The organism is Fibrobacter sp. UWB16 (assembly GCF_900215325.1).
GTDB lineage: Bacteria > Fibrobacterota > Fibrobacteria > Fibrobacterales > Fibrobacteraceae > Fibrobacter.
The window spans coordinates 152,060-175,575 of the sequence record NZ_OCMS01000003.1; the positions used below are offsets into that span (position 1 = coordinate 152,060).

Consider the following 23,516-nt stretch of genomic DNA (forward strand, 5'->3'; position numbering starts at 1 on the left):
ATGAATTTCAAAAATGTGACTCGAGTTTTGTTAGCTGCTCTCGCCGTGCCTGCGTTTGCCGCGAATGGAACCATGAAAGGTGACGGCTCTGCAGAAAATCCTTTCCAGATTGAGGATTACGAAGACCTCAAGGCGATAGGCTCGAGCTCTTATCTGTTTTCTTCGAATTACGTTGTGTCAAAAGATATTGATGCATCTGCTTCGAAGAGTGAACGATGCGATGGCGATGATGACTGTAGAGGTTTTATTCCGATTGGGAAAAATAAAGATGCAGTTGACAGCACTGTTTTCTGGGGAACAATCGATGGAAAAAATCACACCATCAAAAACTTGAAAATCAATAATGGATACTCGGGTGAATCGGGCTTTATTCAAACATTGATTGGCTCTGTAGTCAATTTGAATTTTGACAGCTTGGATGTAAAAGGCGAAAGTCGTAATGCTGGCGGTGTCGCTTCGGCTCTTGTGGGGACTATCCAGAATGTGCATGTGACCCATGGCAAAGTGTTTGGCTATGAACGTGTTGGTGGAATTGTAGGCAAGGCAATAGATAAAACTGGGTATGCTCCGGTCAAAGGCTATGACGATATGACGCCCGTTTTAAGGAATGTTTCGTTCCAGGGAGAAGTTGGAGGATACCAGCAAGTTGGCGGGGTTGCAGGTATAATAGGTGTTGATGTTGATAGCCTTGTTGCTGATGTTGATATATCTATAACATATGGAGATGCTAAGGAAATTGGAGGAGTCGCCGGGTATAACTATGGGCATATCCAAAAGAGTCATTCTAGCGGAAAAGTCATTGTTACGGCTCCTAAAGTGGGCGCCGTTGGAGGGCTTGTTGGTGAAAGTTCCAAGGGCGTGATAGACCACTGCTATTCTTCAATGGATGTTGAAGGCCGTTATTCTGTAGGCGGATTGGTGGGCTATAACGAAGGCTCCATTTTTGCATCGTACGCAACAGGTTCTGTGAAAGAATATGGGGATGAATCCAATGGCTTCATGGCTCCAGATTATGCAGGAGGCCTTGTTGGTTCTAATTATGGAAAGATTTTCGTCTCTTATGCTCTTGGTTCTGTCATTGGCGATGAAAGAGTTGGAGGCCTTGTTGGTCAAAATTCTGGAGAAATCTATTACTCTTATGCTCGGGGGAATGTAACTTGCAAATCGGTTATTGATGAAAGTGTTGGAGGTTTCGTTGGTTTTAATTATGGCGAAATTTACTCTAGCTATGCCGCAAATACTGTTGAAGGTATCCAAGTAGGAGGGTTTGTAGATTTAAATGAAAGCAATGTCGTGAATTCTTACTGGGATGCGGAACTGTCTAAAATTGATAGTAGCTCTGGCGGCACGGGGCTTAAGACAAAAGAAATGATGACGATGTCTTCTTTTGCGGGGTGGGACACTCTTGGTTATTGGACGTTTGAACGTTGCGAGGCTCCCAAATGCGAAATTGACGATGAGGGTTACGGGTGCTTTTGCAAAAAGGATTTTCACAGGTTCTGGACGATAGATGAAGGCAAGTCTTATCCATACTTGAATGATGGTTTGGATATGAATGATTTTTATTGGCATCAACGTTTATGGCTTGTTTACTTAAGATCTCTAGAACAGCCTCCCGTTCATATTCAAAATCAAACGTTTGCTAAAACGAGTTCTTTGGGTGCTGTGTTCCAAGGCGGTTCTGTTGCGCTCCGTTTTGAAATTCTAAATGCCGCTTCTGTGAAGTTCTCGCTTGTGGATATGCAGGGCCGAGTGGTGCGGGTGTTTGATCTTGGTCGCCGAGCAACGGGTGTGCATTTCGAAACACTTAATGCTGGAGAAATTGCCCGGGGCCGCTATGTTGGCGTGCTGCAAGTGGGCGGCAAGGCTACCGAAAAAGTGATGCTCCTGAAAAAATAGTTCCCTAGTTTTTTTGATTGACGATTCGATAGATCCGTGGGTTAAATAGCCTGCGGGTCTTTTTTATGTGATATAGCTCCCATGGTCTAAGATTATGGGTTGATATTCCCCTCAAAAAATATATGTTTGCTTAAAGGTTCTCATTGGGGTATTCGAGGGGTTTTGATGAAATTTAATTTTCACAGTCTTGCGTTTAAACAGACTGTCTTGATATTGCTCGGCATCACGGTGATCTTTGTCGCGATGATTTTTATGCTTCAGCGGCAGGTCAGCTCCAGGATGTCGGAACTCATTATGGCGCGTGGCCAGGAAATCAGTGCAAAGCACGTGTCTTCCATCGACAATATCTTTGACGAAAGTGCTACGGTTGTGAAAAACATCGTGGCGATGCTTGAACGTGGCGACTTGAACAAGAAGGATGTCGAAGAGTTTTTGCCGACGGAATACGTTCGCACCCACGAGAAAAATCCAATTGCGTCTGCGCTGTTTGTTGCTTACGAGCCCGAACGGAATGGTCGCGAGTTCATGCGCATCACGGGCCATGGTCTCGAGGACACGGTCATGGAAGTGAAGGACTACAGCGAAATGCCGTGGTACAAACAGTCCATCGAAACGGGCAAGGGCCAGTGGTACGAACCGTTTATTGGCGTTTATGCGGACCAGCCGGTGGCGCTTTTTGCGATGCCTTTTTACCAGACGCTCCCTGACGGTTCCAAGAAATTCAAGGGCGTTGTCGGGCTTGATATTTTTGTCTCGTTCTTGCGCGATGCGGTCTCCTCGATAAATATTGAAAACTCGGGATATGCGTTTATCCTCTCTGCCGAAAACAGGTTTGTCGCGCATCCGCGTGATGACTGGATTTTCAAGGAGTCGCTCCATTCGCTTGCAAAAGGCCATGAAGCGGGTTTGTCTAATTTCGAGACGGCGGTGCGCAATTTGCATAGCGGGCTTTTGCTTGGCAAGACGTTTAGCGGCGAAAAGGCTTGCATCTATTTTTCGCACATGAAGGTGGACGGCTGGATTTTCGGCGTCGTGTGGCCTGCGGATGAATTCTTTGCAAAGCAACGTAAGATGGCATCGGTGCTCGGCATACTTGGCCTGGCGAGCTACATCATGATGATTGTGCTGGTGCTCGTGATTTCGAGCCGCGTGACGAGACCGCTCAAGGCGCTTGCAGGGGTGGCGAAGCGTTTGGGCCAGGGCGACTTTGACGTGGAGATTCCGCCGGTCGATGGCAAGGACGAAATTGCGGAATTTGCAGATGCGTTTGTCCGCATGCGTGATTCGCTCAAGGAAAATATTGAAAAGCAGAAGGGCGCCGAACGCGTGGCGAGCGAACTGGAGATGGCTCGCAAGATTCAGCTCGGATTGCTTGCGCGTAGCGATGATGACGAGGGCGTGAAGGATGCCCGCCATTTGCTCTCTCCGTTTATTTTACCTGCAAAAGCGGTGGGTGGTGACTTCTATGATTTTTGCAAGGTCGATAAGGACAGACTTGCCTTCTTGATTGCTGATGTATCGGGCAAGGGTGTCCCGGCGGCGCTGCTTATGATGTCGGCACGCTCGATGCTCAAGAGTGTTTTGCTTGCGGGCGCATCGGTGGTGGATACATTCAATGTCGTGAATGACCGCCTGGCGTTCCGCAACTACCTCAATATGTTCGTCACGGTTTGGATGGGAGTTCTCGATTTGCGTACGGGCGAAGTGGAATTTGCATGTGCGGGGCATAATCCGCCGGCGATCCGCCGTGCGGACGGTACGGTCGAGTTTGCAAAGAGCAAGCCCGGTCTTGTGATTGCCGCGATGGAAGGGACGCGCTACAAGCGCCAGACGCTTAAGCTGAATCCGGGCGATACAATCTTCTTGTACACGGATGGCGTGACCGAGGCGACGGATGCGAACGAGAATCTGTTTGGCGATGAGCGACTGCTCAAGACGCTCCGCGATGCAGGCAATCGCGAACCTGCCGAAATTTGCCCGTTCGTGAAGTCCAGGATTGATGAATTTGTGGGCGACGCTCCGCAGTTCGATGACATTACCATGCTCGCGCTCAAGTTCGTGGGTAAGACTTAATTCGAGAATTTGTGCAGAAAAGGAGGTGCCCGCTCGTCCCCGTCAAGCGAGGACAGGTAGGCGGGCATGACATCTTTGGCACGGAATGCGCACATGTCGGTAAATGAAAAAAGACCTTGCGAAAGCAAGGTCTTTTTCGGGTGGATGACCGGACTCGAACCGGCAACATCCAGAATCACAATCTGGGACTCTAACCAATTGAGCTACATCCACCATGTAGCGAGACCAAATATAAAAAAGCCATCCCAAATTTCAAGGGATGGCAACAACTTTTTTCCAAAAAATTTGTTTTTAGAGCGCTACGACTACTTTTTCTGCATGATTCGGAGGAAATTTGCACGCTTGAAGTCGTTTCTGTGTTCCATGCAGAAGCGCGGATACACATACTGCTTCGGGAAAATGCGGATCGTGAACGTGTTGTTGCAGCCTTCGAGGCAGCACTTGAATTCCAAGTCCATGGCTTCCGTGTAGTTGTGGCGGAAAATGATGTTCTTGGATTCGATGTTCTCGATATCCTTCTTTTGCTTTTGACGCTGCTTGATGTCGCGGTGCAGTTCGCAGTACTTCGCGATCGGGTGACCCCAGAATTCACGGCCGCAACCGGGTTCCTGGCAGACTTTGAGCTTGATGCGTTTCTTCTTTTTGTACTTAGGTAATTGCATAGAGACCTCAATTAGTAGTAAAGATAATAAAAATTGGTCTTTTTGTAAAAAAGTTGAATTTTGCGAGAGAAAAATCGGACCAAATTCGCGAAAAAAGCGTGTTATATAAGTAGGGACAGTTAAAAAAGGACGCTTATGAAGCTTTTTTGGATTTTGGTTGTCACGGCGGTGATTAACGGCTGCATGTACGTGAGCGGGTCGGCGGAGGGTGAATCGTCGATGCATGCGACGGCGATTGACGTGGGGCAGGGGCTTGCGGTGCTATTCGAATATGGCGGGCGCTATGCGATGTACGATTTTGGGCCCGATTCGGTCGGCGTGGTGGATTCACTTTTGGCCCGCGGGGTCGATACGCTCGATTGGGTGGTGCTGAGCCATAACCATCGGGATCATATTGGCGGTTTTTTGGAGCTTGCGGGGCGGGGCGTTTTTGTGCGGCGTCTGTACATGGGGCCGGATACGGCGGGCGCGTTCTTTCGTGATAGTGTGTTGCGGGTGGCGAGAGCGCTTGGAACGCCAGTGGATACGCTATTGCGAGGCGAGAACGTAAGTTTTGGGGGTGGGGGTAATGGCTTTGAAGTGCTGTGGCCGGCGAGCTATTTGCGCGTGGGCGAGAATCGCGCGAGTGTGGTGTTGCTCGGGAAGTTTGGCGCAAGCAAGATGCTTTTGACGGGCGACCTGGATTCGGTGGGCGAGCGCCATTTGCTCGAGATGAATCCGACGCTTTCGGCGGAACTTTTGCAGGTGGCGCATCACGGTTCGGCGGGGAGCAATACGCTAAGCTTCTTGTCGCAGGTGTCGCCAAAGTATGCGTTTGTGAGTGTCGGGGCTGGTAACGGTTATGGGCATCCCGCACTATCTGTTGTTCGTAAACTGAACTTGGTGCTTGGGGATTCTACGAAACTTTACCGCACCGATTTGCAAGGTTCCATTCGCTTTGAACTCTCGCCGAGCATGGGCGTTTTGCACTAGAAATGACTGGATTCTTCCACTATCGCTTCGCTCTAGTGTCAGAATGACGAGAGTCATGACGGCTTCACCGTACGTTGTCATTCCCGCCACCGAGCACTGTCATTCCTGCCACCGAGCAGGAATCTCCATCTCGTGTGTTGCGCTTTGTCCTCCCGGACTCCATGTCACCCCGGACTTGTTCTCTTTGACCACTTAGAGCTTCAGCTCTTATGTGGTCATGATCCGCGAATGGGGACGGGGCGGGATCGCCATCTCGTCATCCTGAATGAGCGTGTCATTCCGCACTCGTCATCCTGAAGGAACGAAGTGACTGAAGGATCCAGTTATTTTTTATATTGTTTTCATCGCATTTTGGGTATTCGCGAGGTTTTCGAGGGTTATGGTTCACAAAATTCACATCCCGGTGATGGGCATTTGCTATACGGCGGACACGCCGATTCGTGTAGCGCATTTGGGAATCACGTCGGTGATTTCGCTTGTGGATGATGGCCTCCTCGAAGAATACCGCATGGCTTATGCAGAACGCTTGGGTCTTGATTTGGGCTCTCCGCAGACAACCCGCATTGGCCGCATCCGTTCGTATTTGGATTTTGTTGCAGACGAAGTAGAACGCAAGTTTACGCGTCTTTGTGCGTGCCGTTTTGATGGCGGTAGCGACAAGGACCTTTATTTTCTGATGCTCCCGCTAGATTCCAGGCTCCGCGTGGAATACGATGGCATTTTTGCAAAGACGGGACTTGCCCGCATTGCAGCCGAGGCTGCACTCACCGAAAAAATGGAACCGGGCGAAATCCAGGCAAACATCATGGTCGGCTTGAATCATGACGAGGCTGCGTTTGATGCCGTTCGCGGCTTTGCCGCTTCGAAGGTGTCGGGCGCGCTTGTGCTCAGCGCGGGCGTGAACTTGTCCGTCTTCGAAGAGATTGCGAAGTGCAAGGACTTTTACAGGACGGGCAAAAAACCTCCGAAAAAGAAGATTATCCTGAAAGTCTCGGATTACCGCTCGGCGCTCATTCAGGGCCGTTATTTGGCAAAGAAGGGCTTGGAAGTTTACGAATACCGCATTGAATCGGGCGTGAACTGCGGCGGTCATGCGTTTTTTGAATCCAAGAAGTTGTTGCTCGATGTGGTCCGGGAATTTGTCGAAAAGCGCAAAGAACTTTTTGAAACTACGTGCTCGATGATTGCGAAGTTCGCGGCTTCTTGTGTCGCAGGGGACAATGCAGCGACCTTCCCAGTGCAGGGAATTCTCCCGCCGCCGTCGCCTGCACGGATTACCGCGCAGGGCGGGCTTTGCGCTCCTGAAGATATTGCTCAAGTCTTGTCGCTCGGGATTGATGGCGTGGGTGTGGGGACTCCGTTTTTGCTTGTACCGCAGGCGACCAGCGTCGATAAGGAAACACGAAAATTGCTTGCGAGCGCAAAGTCCGAAGATGTTTGCATCAGTCATGCGTCACCGCTTGGCATCCCGTTCGTGAATCTGCAAACATCGACGGCGGCAAGAATTTGTGAGCAGAAAATTCAGGAATATTTCGCGCCAGAATCTGAAAAGTCCGGGAGTCCAGAATTGAAGCCCGGATTCCCGTGTCGCCAGCATTACCTTTGCCAAAACATCCCCGGCTTTGACCATCCCGTTTGCATGGCCTCTCGCGAGTACGTGATGCACCGCTTGGCGGAAATCGACAAGCTTGAACAAGAAGATATTGAATCATGCAAAATGCAGTCGCACCATGCAGATGAAAATCATGAAAGGTCGCGAGAATCTAGTGCCGCTAATGCTTGTGAAAATTCAATGGCGGTAATTCGCAAAAAATACGACAAGCTTCGCCTTGTCACGCTTTCGCGTGAATGCATCTGCCGATTCCTTGGGAATGCCGGCCGCGAAGAAATCCGCGAGAAAAGCCCATCGCTCCATTACCAGCCGGAATGTGTTGCCGTCGCTCGTGGCTCGCAGCCTGCTCGCACTCGCGAACCGGTTACCATTTGCCCGAATCCGGACATTGGCTATTTCGATCGCGAATACTCGCTTCTAGAAATGATGCAGCACCTTTATGGCACAGGAAAACGCCTCACGCCCAAAGACAAACCAAGCGCCTTCGAGGTCGAAGAAAAAATTTTGAAATCGGTGACTTAATTGTAAAAGCCCTGGATCCTTCGACTCCGTTACACTTCGCTCAGGATGACACGGGACGTTTCCTATTGCGTTTCCTTCCTACTGTCTACTTCCGACTATGTTCTAATCCGCAAAACCGATGCGTGCTTGGAAGTGGCATTGCGTCTTGTCGTCGGCGTTCATCCCGAAAATGTAGGCGTGATGGTTCGTGTTCTTGAAACGCACGATATTCACCTTGCCTCCGAGCGGAATCTGTGATATATAATTTATCTGTATTGAACGGATTCTGCGGCTCTTGAGTTCCTGCGCGTCGAGCGAGTTTGTCACCCAGTCCACATAGCGGCAGTGGTTCACGTGCTTGTTCATGTCCAAGTCACTGTACTTTGCAATTTCTGTCGCTACAATTTGCGGGTCGACTTGCGGGTCCAAAATATCCATCATTTCGGGGAGCGCGTTCTTGCCCTGAATGAGCGGAATCGGGTACGGTGCGTTGGCCGGGTTTTCTGCCTTGCCGGTCTTCATGTTCACCAGGAGCCACGAAGAAGTCGCCTGTGCGATGGAATGCCCCTGCGCATCGAGAATGGAATAATCTTTAAGACAAACTTTGTCCTTGATGATGTCCTTTGCCCACGTCGAGATGGAAAGCTTTTCGCCCCAGACTGGGTGGTGCAACAGGCGAATCTTCAGTCGCGTGATGACCGTGGTGTAGCCTGCCTTCATCATCTTCCATATCCCAAAGCCGTTCTGTTCGGCATCGGCGATGGCGGTTTCTTCCATGAACAAGAAGAGATTTGAAAGTTTGAGTCGGCTGTGGTGGTCGCAGTCCGAGAAACGCACTTCAAAATTTTTGGTAGTGACTTCCGGTTCCATGATATTCCTCACGTGGTTGTGTGATTTTCGACTCGCTTTCGCTGTACCCGAAAAAACACGGTATGATAATAATGTATAATTTTTCTTGTATGAACGACTCTCAATTTCGCCCTAGTTTTAAACAGCTTGACGCTTATCATTCATTTAATGGTTCTATCCGTGTTCCGGGGTCCAAAAGCATTACCAATCGTGTGCTTTTGATTTCGGCCATTGCTAACGGGACAACTCGCTTGCACAACCTGCTGCGTAGCGACGATACCCGCTATATGGGCGAGGCTTTAAAACGTCTTGGCGTGAAGGTTGATTTTTCGGACGATTATACGGATGCTGTTGTTGAAGGTCATGGCAAGCCGTTTGATGCAGGCAATTTCCCGGTTGAGCTTTATCTCGGGAACGCCGGTACGGCGATGCGCTCCTTGACGGCCGCTCTTTCGCTTGGCTGGGGCAAGTTCATCTTGCGCGGTGAAGAACGCATGGGCGAACGTCCGATTCGCGACTTGGTCGATGCGCTCAGTACGCTTGGTGCCGACATCAAGTATCTGGAATCCGAAGGCTACCCGCCGGTCCGCATCAAGGCCGATGGTCTCAAGGGTGGCGATGTGAGTGTTCGAGGTAACATTTCGAGCCAGTACCTCACGGCCCTTTTGATTTGCGCTCCGTACTGCAAGACCCCGCTCCACATTCATGTGGAAGGCAAGCTGATTTCTGCACCGTACATCGAACTCACGCTCGACGTGATGAAGTGCTTTGGCGTGAATGTGCGCCACGATGACCTGACGGACTTCTACGTGCCGCAGGGTGTTTACCAGAGCCCCGGTGACTACTATGTAGAGAGCGATGCTAGCTCTGCCACTTATCCCCTTGCCGCTGCCGCTATTTCTGGCGGTGAAGTGAAGGTCTTGGGAATCAGTGAAGATAGCATCCAGGGCGATATTGCCTTTATCGATGTCCTGAAGCGCATGGGTGTTGATGTTACTCCGAGCGTGGAACCTGGTGGCGAAAAGTGCATTATCTGCAAGGGACCTAAAGACCGCCGTTTGCGTAGCCTTGGCGATTTTAGCGCTGTCGAAATTCCGGATGCCGCCATGACGCTTGCCGTGCTTGCTCTGTTTGCGGATGCTCCGACGACGATTCGCGGCATTGGCAGCTGGCGCGTTAAAGAAACTGACCGCATTGCAGCCATGGTTGCTGAACTTCGCAAGGTTGGTGCGACCGTTTCCTCTGACATGGATTCGATTACAATTGAACCGCCGAAGGAATTGCTGCCGGCGACGATTGAAACTTACAATGACCACCGCATGGCGATGTGCTTTAGCCTTGTCTCGCTCGGTGGCGTGCCCATCAAGATTCTCGACCCTGCGTGTGTGAACAAGACTTATCCCCATTTCTTTGAAGACTTCGGAAGACTCGCCCAATGATGAATCTAGCCCAAAAGATAGTTGCCTCAAGTTTTGCACGGCTTGCGTTCTGCGCTTGCCTTGTGTTTGGCGCCTTTGCTACAGAAGCCATGGCTTCGGACACGCTTTCTATTTGGGTTATGGACAACGGCCTTGGGTCAAAGAATGCCATGAAGCGTCTTGTGAAGAAGTTCTATCGCGAGACGGGAATTCCTGTAAAGTTGACCTCATTGAGCTGGGGAGAAGCTTTCAGAAAAATTACGTTCACGTTTGCGGATTCGAACGATGTCGCTCCTGACGTGATTCAGCTTGGTTCCACGTGGGTTCCGCATTTTGCAGCGGCAGGCGCGATTCGCCCCATTGATAGTTTGATTTCGAAAATCGATACATCGCGATTCTTGGGTGAAGGCCTCCGCAGTACGCATATTTCGGGAAAGCCCGAGACGTATGCGGTGCCTTGGTTTATCGATGTCCGCGGCTTTTTTGTGAACGAGCGCATTTGGCAGCAGCTTGGTTTTGACGATTCTGATTTTGAATCGTATGCGCATGTGCTTGGCGTCTTGAAGACGATTGCAAGTTCTGACTTGAAGACGGAAGCTGGTGTCAAGGTGACTCCTTTTGCGCTCCCCGGTAAAGACGACTGGACCGGCCAGCAGTGCATGGCGCCGTTTGTCTGGAGCCATGGTGGCGATTTTGTCGTGCCGTCTGGCAAGGGATATCGCAGTGCGCTCTTGGATTCGAATACGCTTGTTGGCCTTGCGCTTTATGCAAAGATTATGGGCGATGCGCAGATGGCACCTCATAGCTTGTTTGAAAATTCATCTGAAAATGCCGAAGGTTTTGTTCGTTCGGAACGCGTAATCCACTATGGAACTTCTGAACTGATCAAGCAGTTGGAATTCCCGGAACAGGCAGGTGGCCTTGCCAATTCGGCCATCGCAAAAGACGGCATCAAGGTGATGGATCTCCCGGCTGGTTCGCACGGAAAATTCTCGTTCATGGGCGGTAGCCATTTGGCTCTTGGCAATAAGAAGGATACGTCCAAGTATGCGCTTGCCGAACAGTTGCTTGCCTACATGCTCCGCGCCGACAATATCGATGCGTTCTCTCGTCAGGTTGGGTTCTTGCCTGCAGACCGTAGCATTCTCCACATCTGGAACCGCGATTCCCGTTATTCCAAGATTGTTGCTGAACTCGAACACAGCCGTAGCTTCCCGAATATCCCGGAATGGGGCGAAGTTGAAAAAGTCCTGATCGACCTTTCGAATAACATGGGCGCTTTGTTTGTAAATACGAAGCATCAGAAAAAACGTAGTGCCGCCCTTGCCCAGATGGTTTACGAGGCCAATTCCAAGATTAATGAAATCCTGAACCATTCGGATTCCTTGAACGGTTCCGAAAGAATGCACTGGGCACAGCACATCTTTTTACAGGACTATAATGAAATTTATCCCAAAAGTGCAGCGGAGATTATTGGCCGCAGTGAATTGCCGCTAGTGGATGAAATTAAGGATAAAATCGGCTCTTGCCGGTATTTGCTGATTTCTGTCGGTGCTGGATTTTTGGCGCTTTGCATTGTTTTGACTTGCTTTAGAAGAAAAAAGAAGAAGTGATTTTCATCCATGAATAAGTTGTTTAAAGTTACGTCCCGTCTGCTGCCGTTTCTTGTAGCACCGCTTTTTGCCCATGTCAATGTAGCCTCGTATAAAAGCTACGTGGATTCGCTTTTGCCAGGGACGACGTTTGGGATGTCTCTTCGCTCTGTCAAGATGGGGCGAGAAATCGGGAACGTGAAAGGCAATGAGTTCTTCACTCCGGCAAGTACGCTCAAGACTTTGACAACGGCAGCCGCTATTCATTTTTTGCCGCTTGATTATGAACCGAAAACGGATGTTACGGTGCTTGGCGATATCCAGAAGAGTACGCTCTTGGGCTCTATCCGCATCCGTGGTGAAGGCGACCCGAATATTTCTGCAAGGTACTACGACGATCCATTCTACATTCTGAATGCAATGGCGGATTCCATCCAGGCGATGGGCATTGATACCATTGTTGGGCGGATTGATTTGGACACGAGCTATTACACGGGTCCGTGGAAAGCGGAAAACTGGCGCCGCAATTATTACGATTCCTGGTATGGTGCAGAAATTGGCCCACTTGGCTTTAACGACAATTGCGTGACGATTCGCTTTTGGCCGGGGTACTTCCGCGGCGATACGGCCGTGGTCTCGATTGAACCGGATGTAAATTACGTCAAGGTCGTGAACAACTTAAAGACGGTCAAAGGCCTCAAGAAAAAATGGGTGTATGCGATTGACCCCGATAAGTCCATCATTACACTTGGTGGGACGATTGGCGAGGATGTCGATTCTGCAAGTATGGTGCTCCCGATCCGAAACCCGATTGGGTATTTTAGGGCGGCATTCATGTATGCGCTCAAGAACCGTGGTATCGTCTTCAAAGAAGATAATCCTAAAGATGATACCGAGCTTAAAACCTTCTCGTTCTCGGCAGCTCCGCTCCTGAGCATTCTCGATGAAATCAATCAGCGCAGCCAGAATTTCCATGCCGAAACGCTGTTGCGCAATCTCGGTGCGCAGATTATAGGCGAGGGCAGTGTTGAAGGTGGCCGTGAGGCAGAACGCAAGTTCCTTAAGGAAATGGGACTGAAAGCGGCCGATTTTGAAGTTTTCGATGGCAGCGGTCTTTCTCCGGAAAACAAGGTGAAACCCTCGACGGTTACGAGATTGCTTGCTAAGATGGCTCGCCATCCGAATGGTCAGTACTATATCAACAGTTTTGCAAGTCCAGGCGTGGGCTCGGGCGCAAAGCGCATGGTGAATCTGGAAGCCCCGTGGCTTACCCGTTTTAAGACGGGCTACATTGCCGAAGTCCATGGCTTGGTGGGCTACATCTATACGGTCGATGGCGATACGCTTACGGCGGCGATGTATTTGAACGGAACCAACACCAATCCGGATTGCAAGAGCAAGGATGTTCTTGATACGCTTTGGATGCGCCTTATCAGCTACACCAACAATAATTACAAGTCGCTTTTGCAAATGAAGACCTTGTGGCTCGATGCACAAGGTGTTAGCGGACTCAACAAGCGCTTGGATTACTTCTCTAAAATCCTGATTGGGACTCCGTATAAACTTGGACCGATGGGCGAAGGCCACTTGGACCCGGTTGAAGATAAACCATTAATTTATCTAGACTCCGTGGATTGCGTGACGTACCTGGAACATGTCGTTGCGCTTGCGATGGCGAAAAGCGAAAAGTCTTTGTACAGACAACTCCAGCGCCTTCGTTACAAGGGCGGCAAGGTGAGTTTCCTCAATCGTAAGCATTACCTGCTCGATGACTGGGTGGGTGAGGGCAAGTATGCAAAGGTCATTCCGATGGAAGGCGAAGTTTCTGTTGAACGCACTATGCCCAAGAAAGAGTTCTTTGAAAATCACAAGGTGAAATTTGCGGGCAAGGAAAAGCCTATTCAGGTTCGTTATGTGCCGTTGGACAAGGCTATTGAAGTGGCTAAGAAAACTCACAAGGGCGCAATGAAGGTTCTCGGTATCGGTATCGTCGGATCCTCCGATAAAATCGACCTTACGCACACGGGATTTGTAATTTATTATCCGGGTCAAAAGCCGGTGCTGCGCCATGCTTCATCGCAAAAGAAACAGGTTGTCGAAGTCCCGCTCGCCGAATACTTGCAGACCCGCAAAGTCCCCGGCGTTACCTTCTTCAAGTTTATACAGCATTAGCTGTTAGCCATTGGTCAATCGCTGATTCTATTTTGTCATGCCCGCCGCCGAGCGGGCATCGCCTTACACGGTACTAAAGCAAAGAATCTAGCGCGACTATCGCCACGAGGCTGTAGTCGCCTTTTTTGTCTTCTGGTGCTGTGGCTTCGTCGAATGCGTTGTTTTCGAAAATTGTCCAGGCGTCGGGTGCCCACCCGTAGGCGTTCATCGTAAGCTCGTTGCCCATTGCGATTTCGGCTACTTCGACTTCTTCCCACTTGATGTTCCCGGCGGGCGCCTTGTAATAGCGCAGCATGCCGATGCTGTCCATCGTCTCGGGGTGGTTGTCCACAAGCTCGTAAACGCAGTCCTTGTAGCTCTTGCCGCTCACGCGAACCACCTGGTACGTTCTGTTGTCCTGAAGAAATTTTGAAAGATCATCGCGATGCATGTTGATTTTTGCATCAGGGCTGAAAAATGTTGTGAGTTCGCGAAAAACTTCGGAATCTTCTTCGAGAAGCGGCGCGAGCCTCTTGATTTGCGATGTAATTTCTTCTGGCATGGCCTAAAGATAAGAAATTTGTATTTTACGGGAGCGCGCAAAAATGAAACGCCTTGATTTGACCTCGTTTTTAGGGGTAAATTGTGAGTTAATTTTGGGTGTAAAGTTCGCTTTTTATGGTAGCTCTTACTATCTTTATGGCGAAAAAGGGCTCCAGGGAAGTACCTTGGGGAAACCGTTTCGGTTGTCAAAGAAATAAAACGAAGGATTTATGGCAAATCGTGTTGTTATCGGCTCCCAGTGGGGCGACGAAGGAAAAGCCAAGGTTGTAGATTTCTTAACGCTCGATGCAGATATTATCGTGCGTTTCCAGGGCGGCGCTAACGCCGGTCACACTGTGGAAGTTGGCGACAAGAAGTTCGTCTTCCACCTTATTCCCTCGGGCATTATGCACCCGGACAAGATTTGCGTCATCGGTAACGGCGTCGTGCTCGATCCGATCCAGACTCTGAACGAAATTGCAGACCTCCACACGAAGGGCATCAATCCGGAAGGTCGCTTGTTCATCGCTAACAACGCACACGTCGTGCTCCCGTACCACTCTACCTTGGACAAGGCCAAGGAAAAGAAGGCCGGCAAGGCTGCTATCGGTACTACGGGTCGCGGTATCGGTCCGTGCTATAGTGACAAGGTGAACCGCATCGGTGTCCGCGTGGGTGACCTCATGGACGAACGCGAACTCCGTCCGCGTGTCGAAGCTATGGCTAAGGTCCACAACGAAGAATTCAAGGTGATGTACGATGTTCCGGAAATCGATCCGGAAGTGGTCATCAAGGACTACCTCGAACTCGGCCAGAAGATCAAGCCGTTCGTTGCCGACGTGAGCGAAATGCTCTACAAGGCTTTGAAGGAAAACAAGCGCCTCGTGTTCGAAGGTGCTCAGGGCACTATCCTCGACGTTGACCAGGGGACCTACCCGTTCGTGACCTCCAGCAACACGGTTGCCGGTTACGCAAGCTGCGGCGCAGGCATTGGCCCCACGGCTATCAACCAGGTTGTCGGTGTCGTCAAGGCTTACACGACTCGCGTGGGTAACGGTCCGTTCCCGACGGAACTTTTGGACGAAACGGGCGACACGCTCCGCAAGATCGGTAACGAATACGGTGCAACGACCGGTCGTAACCGTCGCTGCGGTTGGTTCGACGCTCCGGTGGTCCGCAAGGCTGCCATGGTGAATGGCCTTACGCACCTCGCTATTACCAAGCTCGACGTGCTCGATACATTCGACACTATCAAGATTTGCACTCACTACGAATGCGATGGTGAAAAGATCGAAAACTTCCCGAACCAGCTTTCCAAGGTCGGACGTTGCGTGCCGGTTTACGAAGAAATGCCGGGCTGGAAGTGCGATACGACCAAGTGCCGCAAGCTCGAAGAATTGCCGGCTAACGCTCGCAAGTATCTCGACCGCATGGCCGAACTTGTTGGCGTGAAGATCGGTATGATTTCTATCGGTGCTAAGCGCGATCAGAGCATCGTTGTTGATCTCGACTAAAATAAAAAGGGGAAAATAGAATGGATACATCCGCTGTTGATTTGTTGAAGGGCGTCGAGCTCTTCTCGGAGCTCAATGAAGAGCAGTTAGGGATGATTGCCAATCTGGTAATCGTCAAGAACTTCAATCGCGATGAAACTGTGGTCCTGGAAGGTGACGATTCGGTGCAGGCTCTGTACTTGATCGCCACTGGTTCTGTGCAGGTCTATATGACCGGCATCGATGGCCGCGAAACCATTTTGTCTTTCCTAGAACGCGGGGACTTTTTCGGGGAAATGTCGCTGATTGACGGCGAACCCCGATCCGCCTCCGTCCGTACGGTGACTGATGCTACTTTGCTCGTCATTCATCGTGAATCGTTCTTGAGCCTGCTTCGCAAGTCTCCTGAGATTGCCATGGCGCTCATGAGCGAACTTTGCAAGAGACTCCGCAAGGCTAACAAGCAGATTGGCTCCTTGTCGACCATGTCTGTGTCTGGCCGTGTGGCAGGAACGCTCCTCAACTTGATGCAGGAACGTGGTGTCCGTATTCATACAGATAACGGAAACATGGTGACTGTTATCCATAATCGTCCGACGCAGCAGCAACTTGCTGACATGTCGGGTACGACTCGTGAAACGGTAAGCCGAATTTGTTCTTTGCTGGTAAGGGCAAATGCCATTGCGATGACCGGCAAGGATATCGTCATTTTTGACGAAGATGCGCTTCAAGAAAAAGCCACTAAGGGCTAAACCCAAGAATTTGTTATGAATAAAATAAAGTCGCTTTGGAACAAGGTTAGACAGACCGCCATTTTCAAGGCTTTCGTCATTTGGATCGTTGTCGTAATCGTGCTTGTCGTTATGGTCGATAAGCTTTTGATGCCTGCATTTGCAGGGGCTTTCGCAAGTACGGGCAAGGTGCCGAATCTCGAAGGCATGACGGAAAAGGCCGCAGAAACGGCATTGACGGAAGCTGGCTTTAAGTTCGAATGGGTCAAGGAAGGCCGTTACAGTTCCCAGGTGCCGGCAGGCATGGTTCTTGTGCAGATGCCCAAGGCTGGCCGCACGGCAAAGATCGGCCGTACCGTAAGACTCACGAAGAGCCTTGGTCTTCGCAAGGTGATCATCCCGGATTTGCGTGGCAAGAGCCAGAAGCAAGCCGATATCTCGCTTGCCCGTGCTGGTCTTGTTAATGGCGGTACGATTCAGGGCGCACACCAGAGCATTCCCCGTGGTGTCGTAATCCGCACGATTCCGATTGCGGGCGATACGGTTCGCGTTGGCGATACGGTGAAAGTCGTGATTTCGGCTGGCGTTACGACCGGTAGAATTTTGCTCCCCAATTTTGAAGGAATCCTCATGGATGAAGTTTATCCGCAAATGGATAGGCTCGGCTTCAAGGTGGGTTCCGTTAAGCGTCAGAAGAGTGAAGATGGTGCACGTCCCGGTTCTGTTCTTGAAACGTCTCCGAAGTATGGGGACTATCTGAAGCCGGGTTCGCGCGTGAACTTTATTATTGCTGACTAGAGTTGTTTTGGGAGTTTTTAATGCGTCATGCCTTTTTTACATGGGTGCTTTCTTTAGGAATGGCAGCGCTGTGCGCCTGCTCTTCTGCACCTGCAAAAAAGGATGATGTTAAAGCTCCGGTTTTGACTGCTGCGGATTCCGCCCTCATAAAGAAGGCCGTCGAGGCTAAAGCCGAAAAGCCCAAGGTCGAAGTGGACCTGGAAGCGGCTCATGAATTTTTCTTCCTTGCAAAAAGCATGGAAATGCGTGGCAACCAGCGTGAGGCAGATTTCTTCTGGAAACAGGCTTATAAGGCAGACCCGACAAGCCGCTATTTAGGCTTTGGCGTGGCAGAACGCTTGGTCGCTGCCGGTGAAGATTCTTTGGCTCTTGTCGAAGCTAAAAAGGCCTCCCAGCTTAAGGGCAAACGCACTGCTGCTCAGTATGCCTTACTTGCTCGACTCTACGTGAAAACGGGCGAAGCCGATTCTTGCCGCAAGTACTTTGTGATGGGGCTTGATTCTTCGCATTATCAGGACATGGCCTTGCTTTACGATTATAGCCTGTTCCTTGAAGCCGTCCGCGATGAAAATGAGCTTGTCCGCATTTATGATCTTCTTTTGCCGAAGGTCAATTACATCTCTACATTGTTCCAGCGCCAGCTTTCGCTCCTCCTGGATCTTGGCCGTGATTCCGCTGTTGTTGAACTTTTTGGCAAGGCTCATGAGGCGACCGGCGATAAGCAGATGCTTTTGCAAAAGGTCCGCGGCCTTATGGCGATGAAGCGCTTTAAGGAAGCCGCCGCCATTGTGGATACGCTTACGAGCGCCAAGCCCGAAGACGAAGAAATGACGATTATGGTGCTCCCGTCTATGACGGGCGACAGCGCCTATGCATTTGCCCGAAAGAAGTATTTCGAAGACGGCGTCAAGACACCTGCAGTACTTTGCTTTATCGGTCAGTACGAATACGACGTCGATATGCGTGACAGCGCCAAGGTCCACTTGCTCGCTTCTGTCGACAAGTTGCAGGGCCAGCCGAAATATGCTAACCGCGCTTTCCTCGGGCTCGTGAATATTTTTGCAAGCGAACAAAACTATGCACAGGCTATCAAGTACGCCGAAAAGTCCGATTCCGTCTCGAACGGCGATACGAGAATGCTGCTTGCCTCTGTGTATGCACTTGCCGACAAGTACGACAAGGCGTTCCCCTTGCTTGATTCCCTCATGAAATTCTGGGAATCGTGGAAACCGCTCCCTGGTGTTGTCGATTCTGCAAATCTGGTGCAACTGAAAAACGAGGCGCAAATCAAGTATTTGCAAGTTCTCGACATTTATTCGAGAGCGCTCATCGGCGAAGCCTTGGACCTTGAAAAAAATCCGAGAGCTGATTCTGTCAAGAAGGCCAAGGCTATTGATAACCGTACCAGAGCTCAGGCTATGCTCGACAAGTTCTTTGCAAAGGATTCTTCGTATAGCCGTGTGCGCCTTTCGATAGCCATGAACCTGGAACGCCTCAAGCGCTACGATGAATCTTTCCGCCATTTTGAAGTCCTTTTGAAAATGCCTGAATTCTCGCCGCATGAGATGGCTTCGACTTTGAATTATTATGGCTACTCGCTCATCGAACTGAACCGTACGCCAGCCGAAGTTGAAAAGGGCTATAAGCTTGTGCTCGATGCGCTTGCCATGGAAAAAGATGGCGAATCGAGGGACGCTTACCTTGATTCTAAGGCTTGGGGCCTGTACCGCATGGGCCGCTATGACGAAGCTTATCAGGCTATGCAGCTGATTGACCATAGCAAGATGAGCCGTGATGACGTGTTCTGGGAACATATGGGCGCCATTCAGGAAGCTCTCGGATTGAAAAAGGATGCTCGCAAGTCCTACAAGAAGCTTTTGAAGCTGAACCCGAAGCACCCTGCCGCCTTGAAGTTCTTTGGCAAAAAGAAGTAGGTTCTTATGACCTTGGCAAGATTTGGCGCCTTTTTGCGGGGACTCTTTTTACTCCTGTGTCTTGCTTTTTTTCTGGTGGGCTGTACCGGTGGAAAACCGGCAACATCTCCGATTGTTCAGAATGTCGAAACCCCTGCCGATAGTCTCAAGGCCATTTTCTCGTTGACCATTTATTCTCCAGATGGAAAGTCGCAAGATTTGGATGCCGTACTCTTTTCTGTGCCCGGCAAGCGCTACCGCATGGAACTCACAGGGTCGCTTGGCATAGGTGTCGCCTCGCTCTTGTGGTTGCCTGAAGGTTGGCAGATGGTATTCCCGACCGAAAAAATGTACGTAAAGGGTGCTGGCTATATGGTTGGTCTCTTGAATGATCCGTCGCTTCCGCTAGTGCATATCCACCAGGTGGCGGGGCTCTTTGAAGGTCGCGTGATTCCCGAAGGTCTTGAAGAAATTTCCGTGCGCGATTCCGTGATTTCGGATTCCTCCGTTGTAAAAATTCACGAAGCCCGCGATGTTCTGACGCGCCACTATACCTACGCTGAAAAGGATGGGGAAATCCTTTGGCTCGAAACGCTTGGCCGTGACGGTAAAACCGAAACGTTAAACATCGAAGAATATAAGGAATTCACGGGCATAAAAACACCCTCGAAAATTTCCTTTGTCCGTGAATCGGAACGCTTCCTCGAACTCCGCGTAAAGCGAGTATCTCGTGGCAAGTCCTTTGGTTCTGGCACCTGGCGCCTTAACATCCCGAGAACTTACCAGCGTATCGGCGAGTAATATCGTCGTTTTTCCCGACATCATAGGGATCTTTGCGGCTTCCGTCGTTCAGAATGAAGGTTCTAAGCTCTAAGCTCTAAGTTCTAAGTTCTTTTTTTAGTAAATTATAATCATGAAGTTAAATGCTAAGATTTTTGCATTGTTTTTAGGCGTGTTCTCTTTGGCACATGCCGTGGATACGCTCGATGTTTATGTGCTGCGAGTGCAGTTCCAGAAGGAATCGCCGAACAATTCGCTGACGACCGGTACGGGGCGATTTGATTCCGATACGGCGACGTATAATCTGGACCCTTCGGAAAACCGAAAGAGCGTGCATTATTGGGAAAAGCATCTGGCATATGCGAACGCCTATTACCAGGCTGCCAGTGGCGGCAATGTTTATATCAAGGCGACCGTCTGGCCTACTGTTTTTGAAATCGACAAGCCGATGATCGACTACAATCGTACCCAGAAGATGAAAGGCGAAAAGACTGCCGAGTACGATGAAGCCCGTAGCCATGACTATATCCGTTTTGTGTATGATGCCATCATGGCCGCGCACAAGTCTAAGGATGGTTCCCCATTTGCCGACCCGCTTCCCAAAAATTCGAATACAAAGCGCGTGTTCATGATTGCCCACGCAGGTGCAAGCCGCCTGACGGATGGGGGTAGCATGGGGACAAAGGGCGCAAATACTCCGGGTGACTTTTTGGATATTTACGTTTCTCGTGAATATTGGACTTATTTGCAGAACGATTCCCTTCCGGAAGTGTACATTGCCGAGGACTCCTTGAAAAATGGCCTTATCTTGAAGGGCGCTGCGATTGACACGGTGACATCTGTCATGGTCGTGAGTGAAACGGCATCGCAGGATGGACTCAACTGGGGCATTAACGGCATTGTCGTAAACCAGATTGGCCGTGAACTTGGAATGCCCAATACGTTCGATGATGTCAAGGGATATTCTCGTCTTGGCTATTTCGACATGATGGATTTTGCAGGCTACAATGCGGGCAATGGGTTCTTCCCGGTACTGCCTGCGGCATGGGAACGTTCCTATATGGGCTGGTCGAAGGTCAAGGAAGTCCGTCCGACGGCGGGCCATCCGGTGACGGTCGATATTGCGGCGGCGGGTAGCGGTCTCGGTACAGAAATCGTGAAAGTGCCTCTCAGCGCAAGCGAATATCTCCTTATCGAAAACCGTCAGCGTTCATGGAACAAGGACGGCAAGGTGGAAGTCTATCTCGGCGAAGCTAAGCAAAATGAAGATACGACTGAAATCCGCAAGGTCCTTGCCGATAGCCTTTATACGGTCTTTGAAGACAGCATTTGCACCAAGGGCAAGTGCAAGCGTAATCCGGACAAGGCTAGCGGCCTTGTGCTTGGCGTGAACAGCTTTGATGCAGCTCTCCCGGCAAGTGGTATTGCGGTCTGGAAGGTCAATGACTGGTACTTGCGCGAATCCGTAAAATACGGCTCTGCAAACCAGTGGGGAGGCGAGCTCGTTCGCGATCACCAGTTTGGGCTTTCGCTTGTGGAATCCGATGGAGTCTTGAGCATTGGTAAAACATTCAAGAACGCCCTTGGCGAAGATACCCAGGACTTCGGTAGCGGTGCGGACCTGCTTCCGCATGCTCGTTATACAAAGTCCAAGAAACCTACGGATACCGTGACGACCATTTCTCCGACAGGCTATGCCAATACGGCGACAACGCAGGGCGGTTACACTGGAATCAAGATTTCTGTAGAGGTTCCGAAAAACGCTCGTATCGAAAAGACTGCAAATGCATTCATGGGCGATAGCGTTGTCAACTTTGCATCTCCGGTCATTCGCGTGACGATTAGCATTGATGACGGCAGCATCGAAAATTCGAAGTTCCCGAAAAACGCAGGCCTTGAAACTGCTGTGCGCGGTGCGGTATTTGTCAATTACGAAGATGACGAGACGGGCAAGGCGATTGTGTTTGCCTCTGAAGATGGTACGCTTCAGGCGATGAACGCCCTTGGCGATACGCTTTTCATGGCGGATACGGTAATCTCGCAAAAGTACCTTTCCCAGAAAAAGTTGTATGAGAAGGTTCCGCTGTATCGTTTGGGCCAGAGCTTCGGTGCACTTGTCGGGCTTGCTAGCGACGGCGATCGCGTCTACTCGCTGCACAAGGACAAGTTGGTCCGCACATCCCTGAATGCGGGCGTCCCGATGCAAGACGTGATGGAACTGGAGTCTGCTACGGCTGGGCCGATTGTTGCAAATTCTCACCTGTTCTTTGCTTCGGATTCCGGATTCTGGACCGTGAACTTGACGGATAAAATGACTCGTTCGTTTACCTCGTCTGGAGATCTTTTGCACCCGCAAGATATGGCGCTTTGCAAAGTTGGCAAGGATGAATTCTTTGGCGTCGTTGTCGGTGAAGAAGGTAAGATCTTTATGCGCAAGTTTGCTCTCGAAAACAATGCCGGTGCAAAGCCGAGCTTCAGCAAGCAGAAGGGCTATGCGCAAGTTTCCGCTGTTAGGAATGAATCGTTCCGTGTGGCTTGTACAGACTTGGATCGCGACGGAACTGTCGAGGCTGTCATGTTGGGTTCTCGCGGTACTGTAGCAAGTGTCAAGCTTGGCGAAGGCAAGCTGTCGGCAGAATGGGTCCGTGATTACAAGCGCGGTTCTCGTGGAACAAGTGGCCTCAAGGACGAAAAGTCCGGCATGGCGCTTGGCGATATCAATGGCGACGGCTATCCTGAAATTGTGTTCCTTGGCGATAACCTGGTCTATGCGCTTGACCGTTTTGGCATTCCGGTCGATGGCTTCCCGGTGACGATTAACCGTGGGGCCCCGATTTACGGTTTCCATAGCGATCCGCTCGTTGTCGATGTGACTGGCGATAAGATTCCCGACATTCTGGTGCCTTCGAATGACGGTCTTGTCTATGCCTATACCGGAAAGGGTAAACGTATTTCTGAACGCTTCCCGATTGCGGCAGGCAGTTTTGAAATGATCGATTCTCTCTCGCAGATTGTTCCGATGAGCATCTTCGTAACGGATGCGGTCAAGGATTCCAAGGGCCCGGAACTTTATGCGTTCCATAGGAACAGCGTTTCTGCATTCCGTCTGGACAAGGCTGCCAATGGTGCTGAACGTGATGCCGCTGCATGGTCGATTCCTGCAGGCGGCAATGAACGCACGGGATTCTTTGACGCTTCCAAGCTTGGCGATGTCGATGCGAAAAAGTCAAAAGACGAAATCAATGATTTCTTTATTTATCCGAACCCGGTCCGCGGTGGCAATGCGAAGGCGCGGATGGATCTTGGCGCAAAGCCGCAGTCGATAAAGCTTGAAATTTACGATATCACAGGACTGTGCGTGTTCAAGACGGACATTCCGGATGGTGTTGCCGGCATGAACCAGGCGAATCTCGACTTGCGCAATCTCGGCAGTGATGTCTATACCGCTCGTCTGAAGGTCAAATTCCAGAGTGGAAAGACAAAACAGAAACTTTACCGCGTCGGTGTTGTCCGCTAGCGGTAGAGTAGA

At 50.4% G+C, this 23,516-nt stretch carries 16 protein-coding genes and 1 tRNA gene; 13 read left to right on the plus strand and 4 right to left on the minus strand.

Annotated features, from left to right (window positions below; genetic code table 11):
* Both CRN95_RS10485 and CRN95_RS10490 read left to right on the plus strand, forming a co-directional pair.
* Nucleotides 1-1,899 carry a GLUG motif-containing protein gene (locus tag CRN95_RS10485; RefSeq protein ID WP_097020836.1) on the plus strand — a complete coding sequence of 633 codons (1,899 nt, stop codon included), beginning with the start codon at nucleotides 1-3 and terminating at the stop codon, nucleotides 1,897-1,899.
* Between the two features lie 165 nt (nucleotides 1,900-2,064).
* Nucleotides 2,065-3,972, plus strand: coding sequence for a SpoIIE family protein phosphatase (locus CRN95_RS10490; protein ID WP_097020837.1), 1,908 nt, complete (start codon nucleotides 2,065-2,067; stop codon nucleotides 3,970-3,972).
* 139 nt (nucleotides 3,973-4,111) lie between these two features.
* Here the strand turns inward: CRN95_RS10490 and CRN95_RS10495 are convergent.
* Nucleotides 4,112-4,185: transfer RNA gene (locus tag CRN95_RS10495), tRNA-His, on the minus strand.
* A gap of 92 nt (nucleotides 4,186-4,277) precedes the next feature.
* Nucleotides 4,278-4,634 (minus strand): hypothetical protein, encoded by a 357-nt coding sequence (locus CRN95_RS10500; RefSeq protein WP_088631420.1) that lies wholly within the window; start codon nucleotides 4,632-4,634, stop codon nucleotides 4,278-4,280.
* Between the two features lie 135 nt (nucleotides 4,635-4,769).
* Here CRN95_RS10500 and CRN95_RS10505 point away from each other — a divergent pair, with 135 nt between their 5' ends.
* Together CRN95_RS10505 and CRN95_RS10510 are read left to right on the plus strand one after the other, a co-directional pair.
* Entirely contained in the window at nucleotides 4,770-5,606 is an 837-nt protein-coding gene (locus CRN95_RS10505) for a ComEC/Rec2 family competence protein (RefSeq protein ID WP_097020838.1), read from the plus strand.
* Between the two features lie 379 nt (nucleotides 5,607-5,985).
* Nucleotides 5,986-7,740: a hypothetical protein gene (locus CRN95_RS10510; RefSeq protein ID WP_097020839.1), complete on the plus strand. Its 1,755-nt coding sequence runs from the start codon at nucleotides 5,986-5,988 to the stop codon at nucleotides 7,738-7,740.
* 102 nt (nucleotides 7,741-7,842) lie between these two features.
* Here the strand turns inward: CRN95_RS10510 and CRN95_RS10515 are convergent, their stop codons facing one another.
* Nucleotides 7,843-8,589, minus strand: coding sequence for an acyl-[acyl-carrier-protein] thioesterase (locus tag CRN95_RS10515; RefSeq protein ID WP_088631417.1), 747 nt, complete (start codon nucleotides 8,587-8,589; stop codon nucleotides 7,843-7,845).
* A gap of 89 nt (nucleotides 8,590-8,678) precedes the next feature.
* On the opposite strand from CRN95_RS10515, the gene aroA reads away from it, so the two are divergent.
* The 3 genes from aroA to dacB are packed head-to-tail and all read left to right on the plus strand — an operon-like array spanning nucleotide 8,679 to nucleotide 13,750.
* Nucleotides 8,679-10,007, plus strand: coding sequence for a 3-phosphoshikimate 1-carboxyvinyltransferase (gene aroA / locus CRN95_RS10520; protein ID WP_097020840.1), 1,329 nt, complete (start codon nucleotides 8,679-8,681; stop codon nucleotides 10,005-10,007).
* Complete coding sequence (locus CRN95_RS10525; protein ID WP_097020841.1) at nucleotides 10,004-11,599, plus strand: extracellular solute-binding protein; 1,596 nt, start codon at nucleotides 10,004-10,006, stop codon at nucleotides 11,597-11,599. Before aroA ends, CRN95_RS10525 begins: the two co-directional genes overlap by 4 nt.
* A gap of 9 nt (nucleotides 11,600-11,608) precedes the next feature.
* Nucleotides 11,609-13,750 (plus strand): D-alanyl-D-alanine carboxypeptidase/D-alanyl-D-alanine-endopeptidase, encoded by a 2,142-nt coding sequence (gene dacB / locus CRN95_RS10530; protein ID WP_097020842.1) that lies wholly within the window; start codon nucleotides 11,609-11,611, stop codon nucleotides 13,748-13,750.
* Nucleotides 13,751-13,823: 73 nt separating this feature from the next.
* Here the strand turns inward: dacB and CRN95_RS10535 are convergent, their stop codons facing one another.
* Nucleotides 13,824-14,291, minus strand: coding sequence for a hypothetical protein (locus CRN95_RS10535; RefSeq protein ID WP_097020843.1), 468 nt, complete (start codon nucleotides 14,289-14,291; stop codon nucleotides 13,824-13,826).
* A gap of 211 nt (nucleotides 14,292-14,502) precedes the next feature.
* Here CRN95_RS10535 and CRN95_RS10540 point away from each other — a divergent pair, with 211 nt between their 5' ends.
* The 6 genes from CRN95_RS10540 (at nucleotide 14,503) to CRN95_RS10565 (ending at nucleotide 23,504) form a co-directional block, all read left to right on the plus strand.
* Entirely contained in the window at nucleotides 14,503-15,786 is a 1,284-nt protein-coding gene (locus CRN95_RS10540; RefSeq protein WP_072829615.1) for an adenylosuccinate synthase, read from the plus strand.
* A 20-nt stretch (nucleotides 15,787-15,806) separates the two neighbouring features.
* The gene (locus CRN95_RS10545) at nucleotides 15,807-16,517 is read left to right on the plus strand and encodes a Crp/Fnr family transcriptional regulator (protein WP_088631411.1); all 711 of its coding nucleotides are present in this window, start codon (nucleotides 15,807-15,809) and stop codon (nucleotides 16,515-16,517) included.
* Nucleotides 16,518-16,532: 15 nt separating this feature from the next.
* On the plus strand, nucleotides 16,533-17,294 hold the full coding sequence (locus CRN95_RS10550; RefSeq protein ID WP_097020844.1) for a PASTA domain-containing protein: 762 nt from the start codon (nucleotides 16,533-16,535) through the stop codon (nucleotides 17,292-17,294).
* Nucleotides 17,295-17,314: 20 nt separating this feature from the next.
* Entirely contained in the window at nucleotides 17,315-19,228 is a 1,914-nt protein-coding gene (locus tag CRN95_RS10555) for a hypothetical protein (RefSeq protein WP_097020845.1), read from the plus strand.
* Between the two features lie 75 nt (nucleotides 19,229-19,303).
* Nucleotides 19,304-20,008: a hypothetical protein gene (locus tag CRN95_RS10560; RefSeq protein WP_235002991.1), complete on the plus strand. Its 705-nt coding sequence runs from the start codon at nucleotides 19,304-19,306 to the stop codon at nucleotides 20,006-20,008.
* Nucleotides 20,009-20,120: 112 nt separating this feature from the next.
* Nucleotides 20,121-23,504, plus strand: a complete 3,384-nt coding sequence (locus CRN95_RS10565; RefSeq protein WP_097020847.1) for a hypothetical protein — start codon at nucleotides 20,121-20,123, stop codon at nucleotides 23,502-23,504.
* Nucleotides 23,505-23,516: the final 12 nt, after the last annotated feature.

Bases quoted from the DNA above. Each gene is read 5' to 3' on its own strand.
- CRN95_RS10485 (WP_097020836.1), top strand. From the start codon at position 1: ATGAATTTCAAAAATGTGACTCGAGTTTTGTTAGCTGCTCTCGCCGTG.
- CRN95_RS10490 (WP_097020837.1), top strand. From the start codon at position 2,065: ATGAAATTTAATTTTCACAGTCTTGCGTTTAAACAGACTGTCTTGATA.
- CRN95_RS10500 (WP_088631420.1), bottom strand. From the start codon at position 4,634: ATGCAATTACCTAAGTACAAAAAGAAGAAACGCATCAAGCTCAAAGTC.
- CRN95_RS10505 (WP_097020838.1), top strand. From the start codon at position 4,770: ATGAAGCTTTTTTGGATTTTGGTTGTCACGGCGGTGATTAACGGCTGC.
- CRN95_RS10510 (WP_097020839.1), top strand. From the start codon at position 5,986: ATGGTTCACAAAATTCACATCCCGGTGATGGGCATTTGCTATACGGCG.
- CRN95_RS10515 (WP_088631417.1), bottom strand. From the start codon at position 8,589: ATGGAACCGGAAGTCACTACCAAAAATTTTGAAGTGCGTTTCTCGGAC.
- aroA (WP_097020840.1), top strand. From the start codon at position 8,679: ATGAACGACTCTCAATTTCGCCCTAGTTTTAAACAGCTTGACGCTTAT.
- CRN95_RS10525 (WP_097020841.1), top strand. From the start codon at position 10,004: ATGATGAATCTAGCCCAAAAGATAGTTGCCTCAAGTTTTGCACGGCTT.
- dacB (WP_097020842.1), top strand. From the start codon at position 11,609: ATGAATAAGTTGTTTAAAGTTACGTCCCGTCTGCTGCCGTTTCTTGTA.
- CRN95_RS10535 (WP_097020843.1), bottom strand. From the start codon at position 14,291: ATGCCAGAAGAAATTACATCGCAAATCAAGAGGCTCGCGCCGCTTCTC.
- CRN95_RS10540 (WP_072829615.1), top strand. From the start codon at position 14,503: ATGGCAAATCGTGTTGTTATCGGCTCCCAGTGGGGCGACGAAGGAAAA.
- CRN95_RS10545 (WP_088631411.1), top strand. From the start codon at position 15,807: ATGGATACATCCGCTGTTGATTTGTTGAAGGGCGTCGAGCTCTTCTCG.
- CRN95_RS10550 (WP_097020844.1), top strand. From the start codon at position 16,533: ATGAATAAAATAAAGTCGCTTTGGAACAAGGTTAGACAGACCGCCATT.
- CRN95_RS10555 (WP_097020845.1), top strand. From the start codon at position 17,315: ATGCGTCATGCCTTTTTTACATGGGTGCTTTCTTTAGGAATGGCAGCG.
- CRN95_RS10565 (WP_097020847.1), top strand. From the start codon at position 20,121: ATGAAGTTAAATGCTAAGATTTTTGCATTGTTTTTAGGCGTGTTCTCT.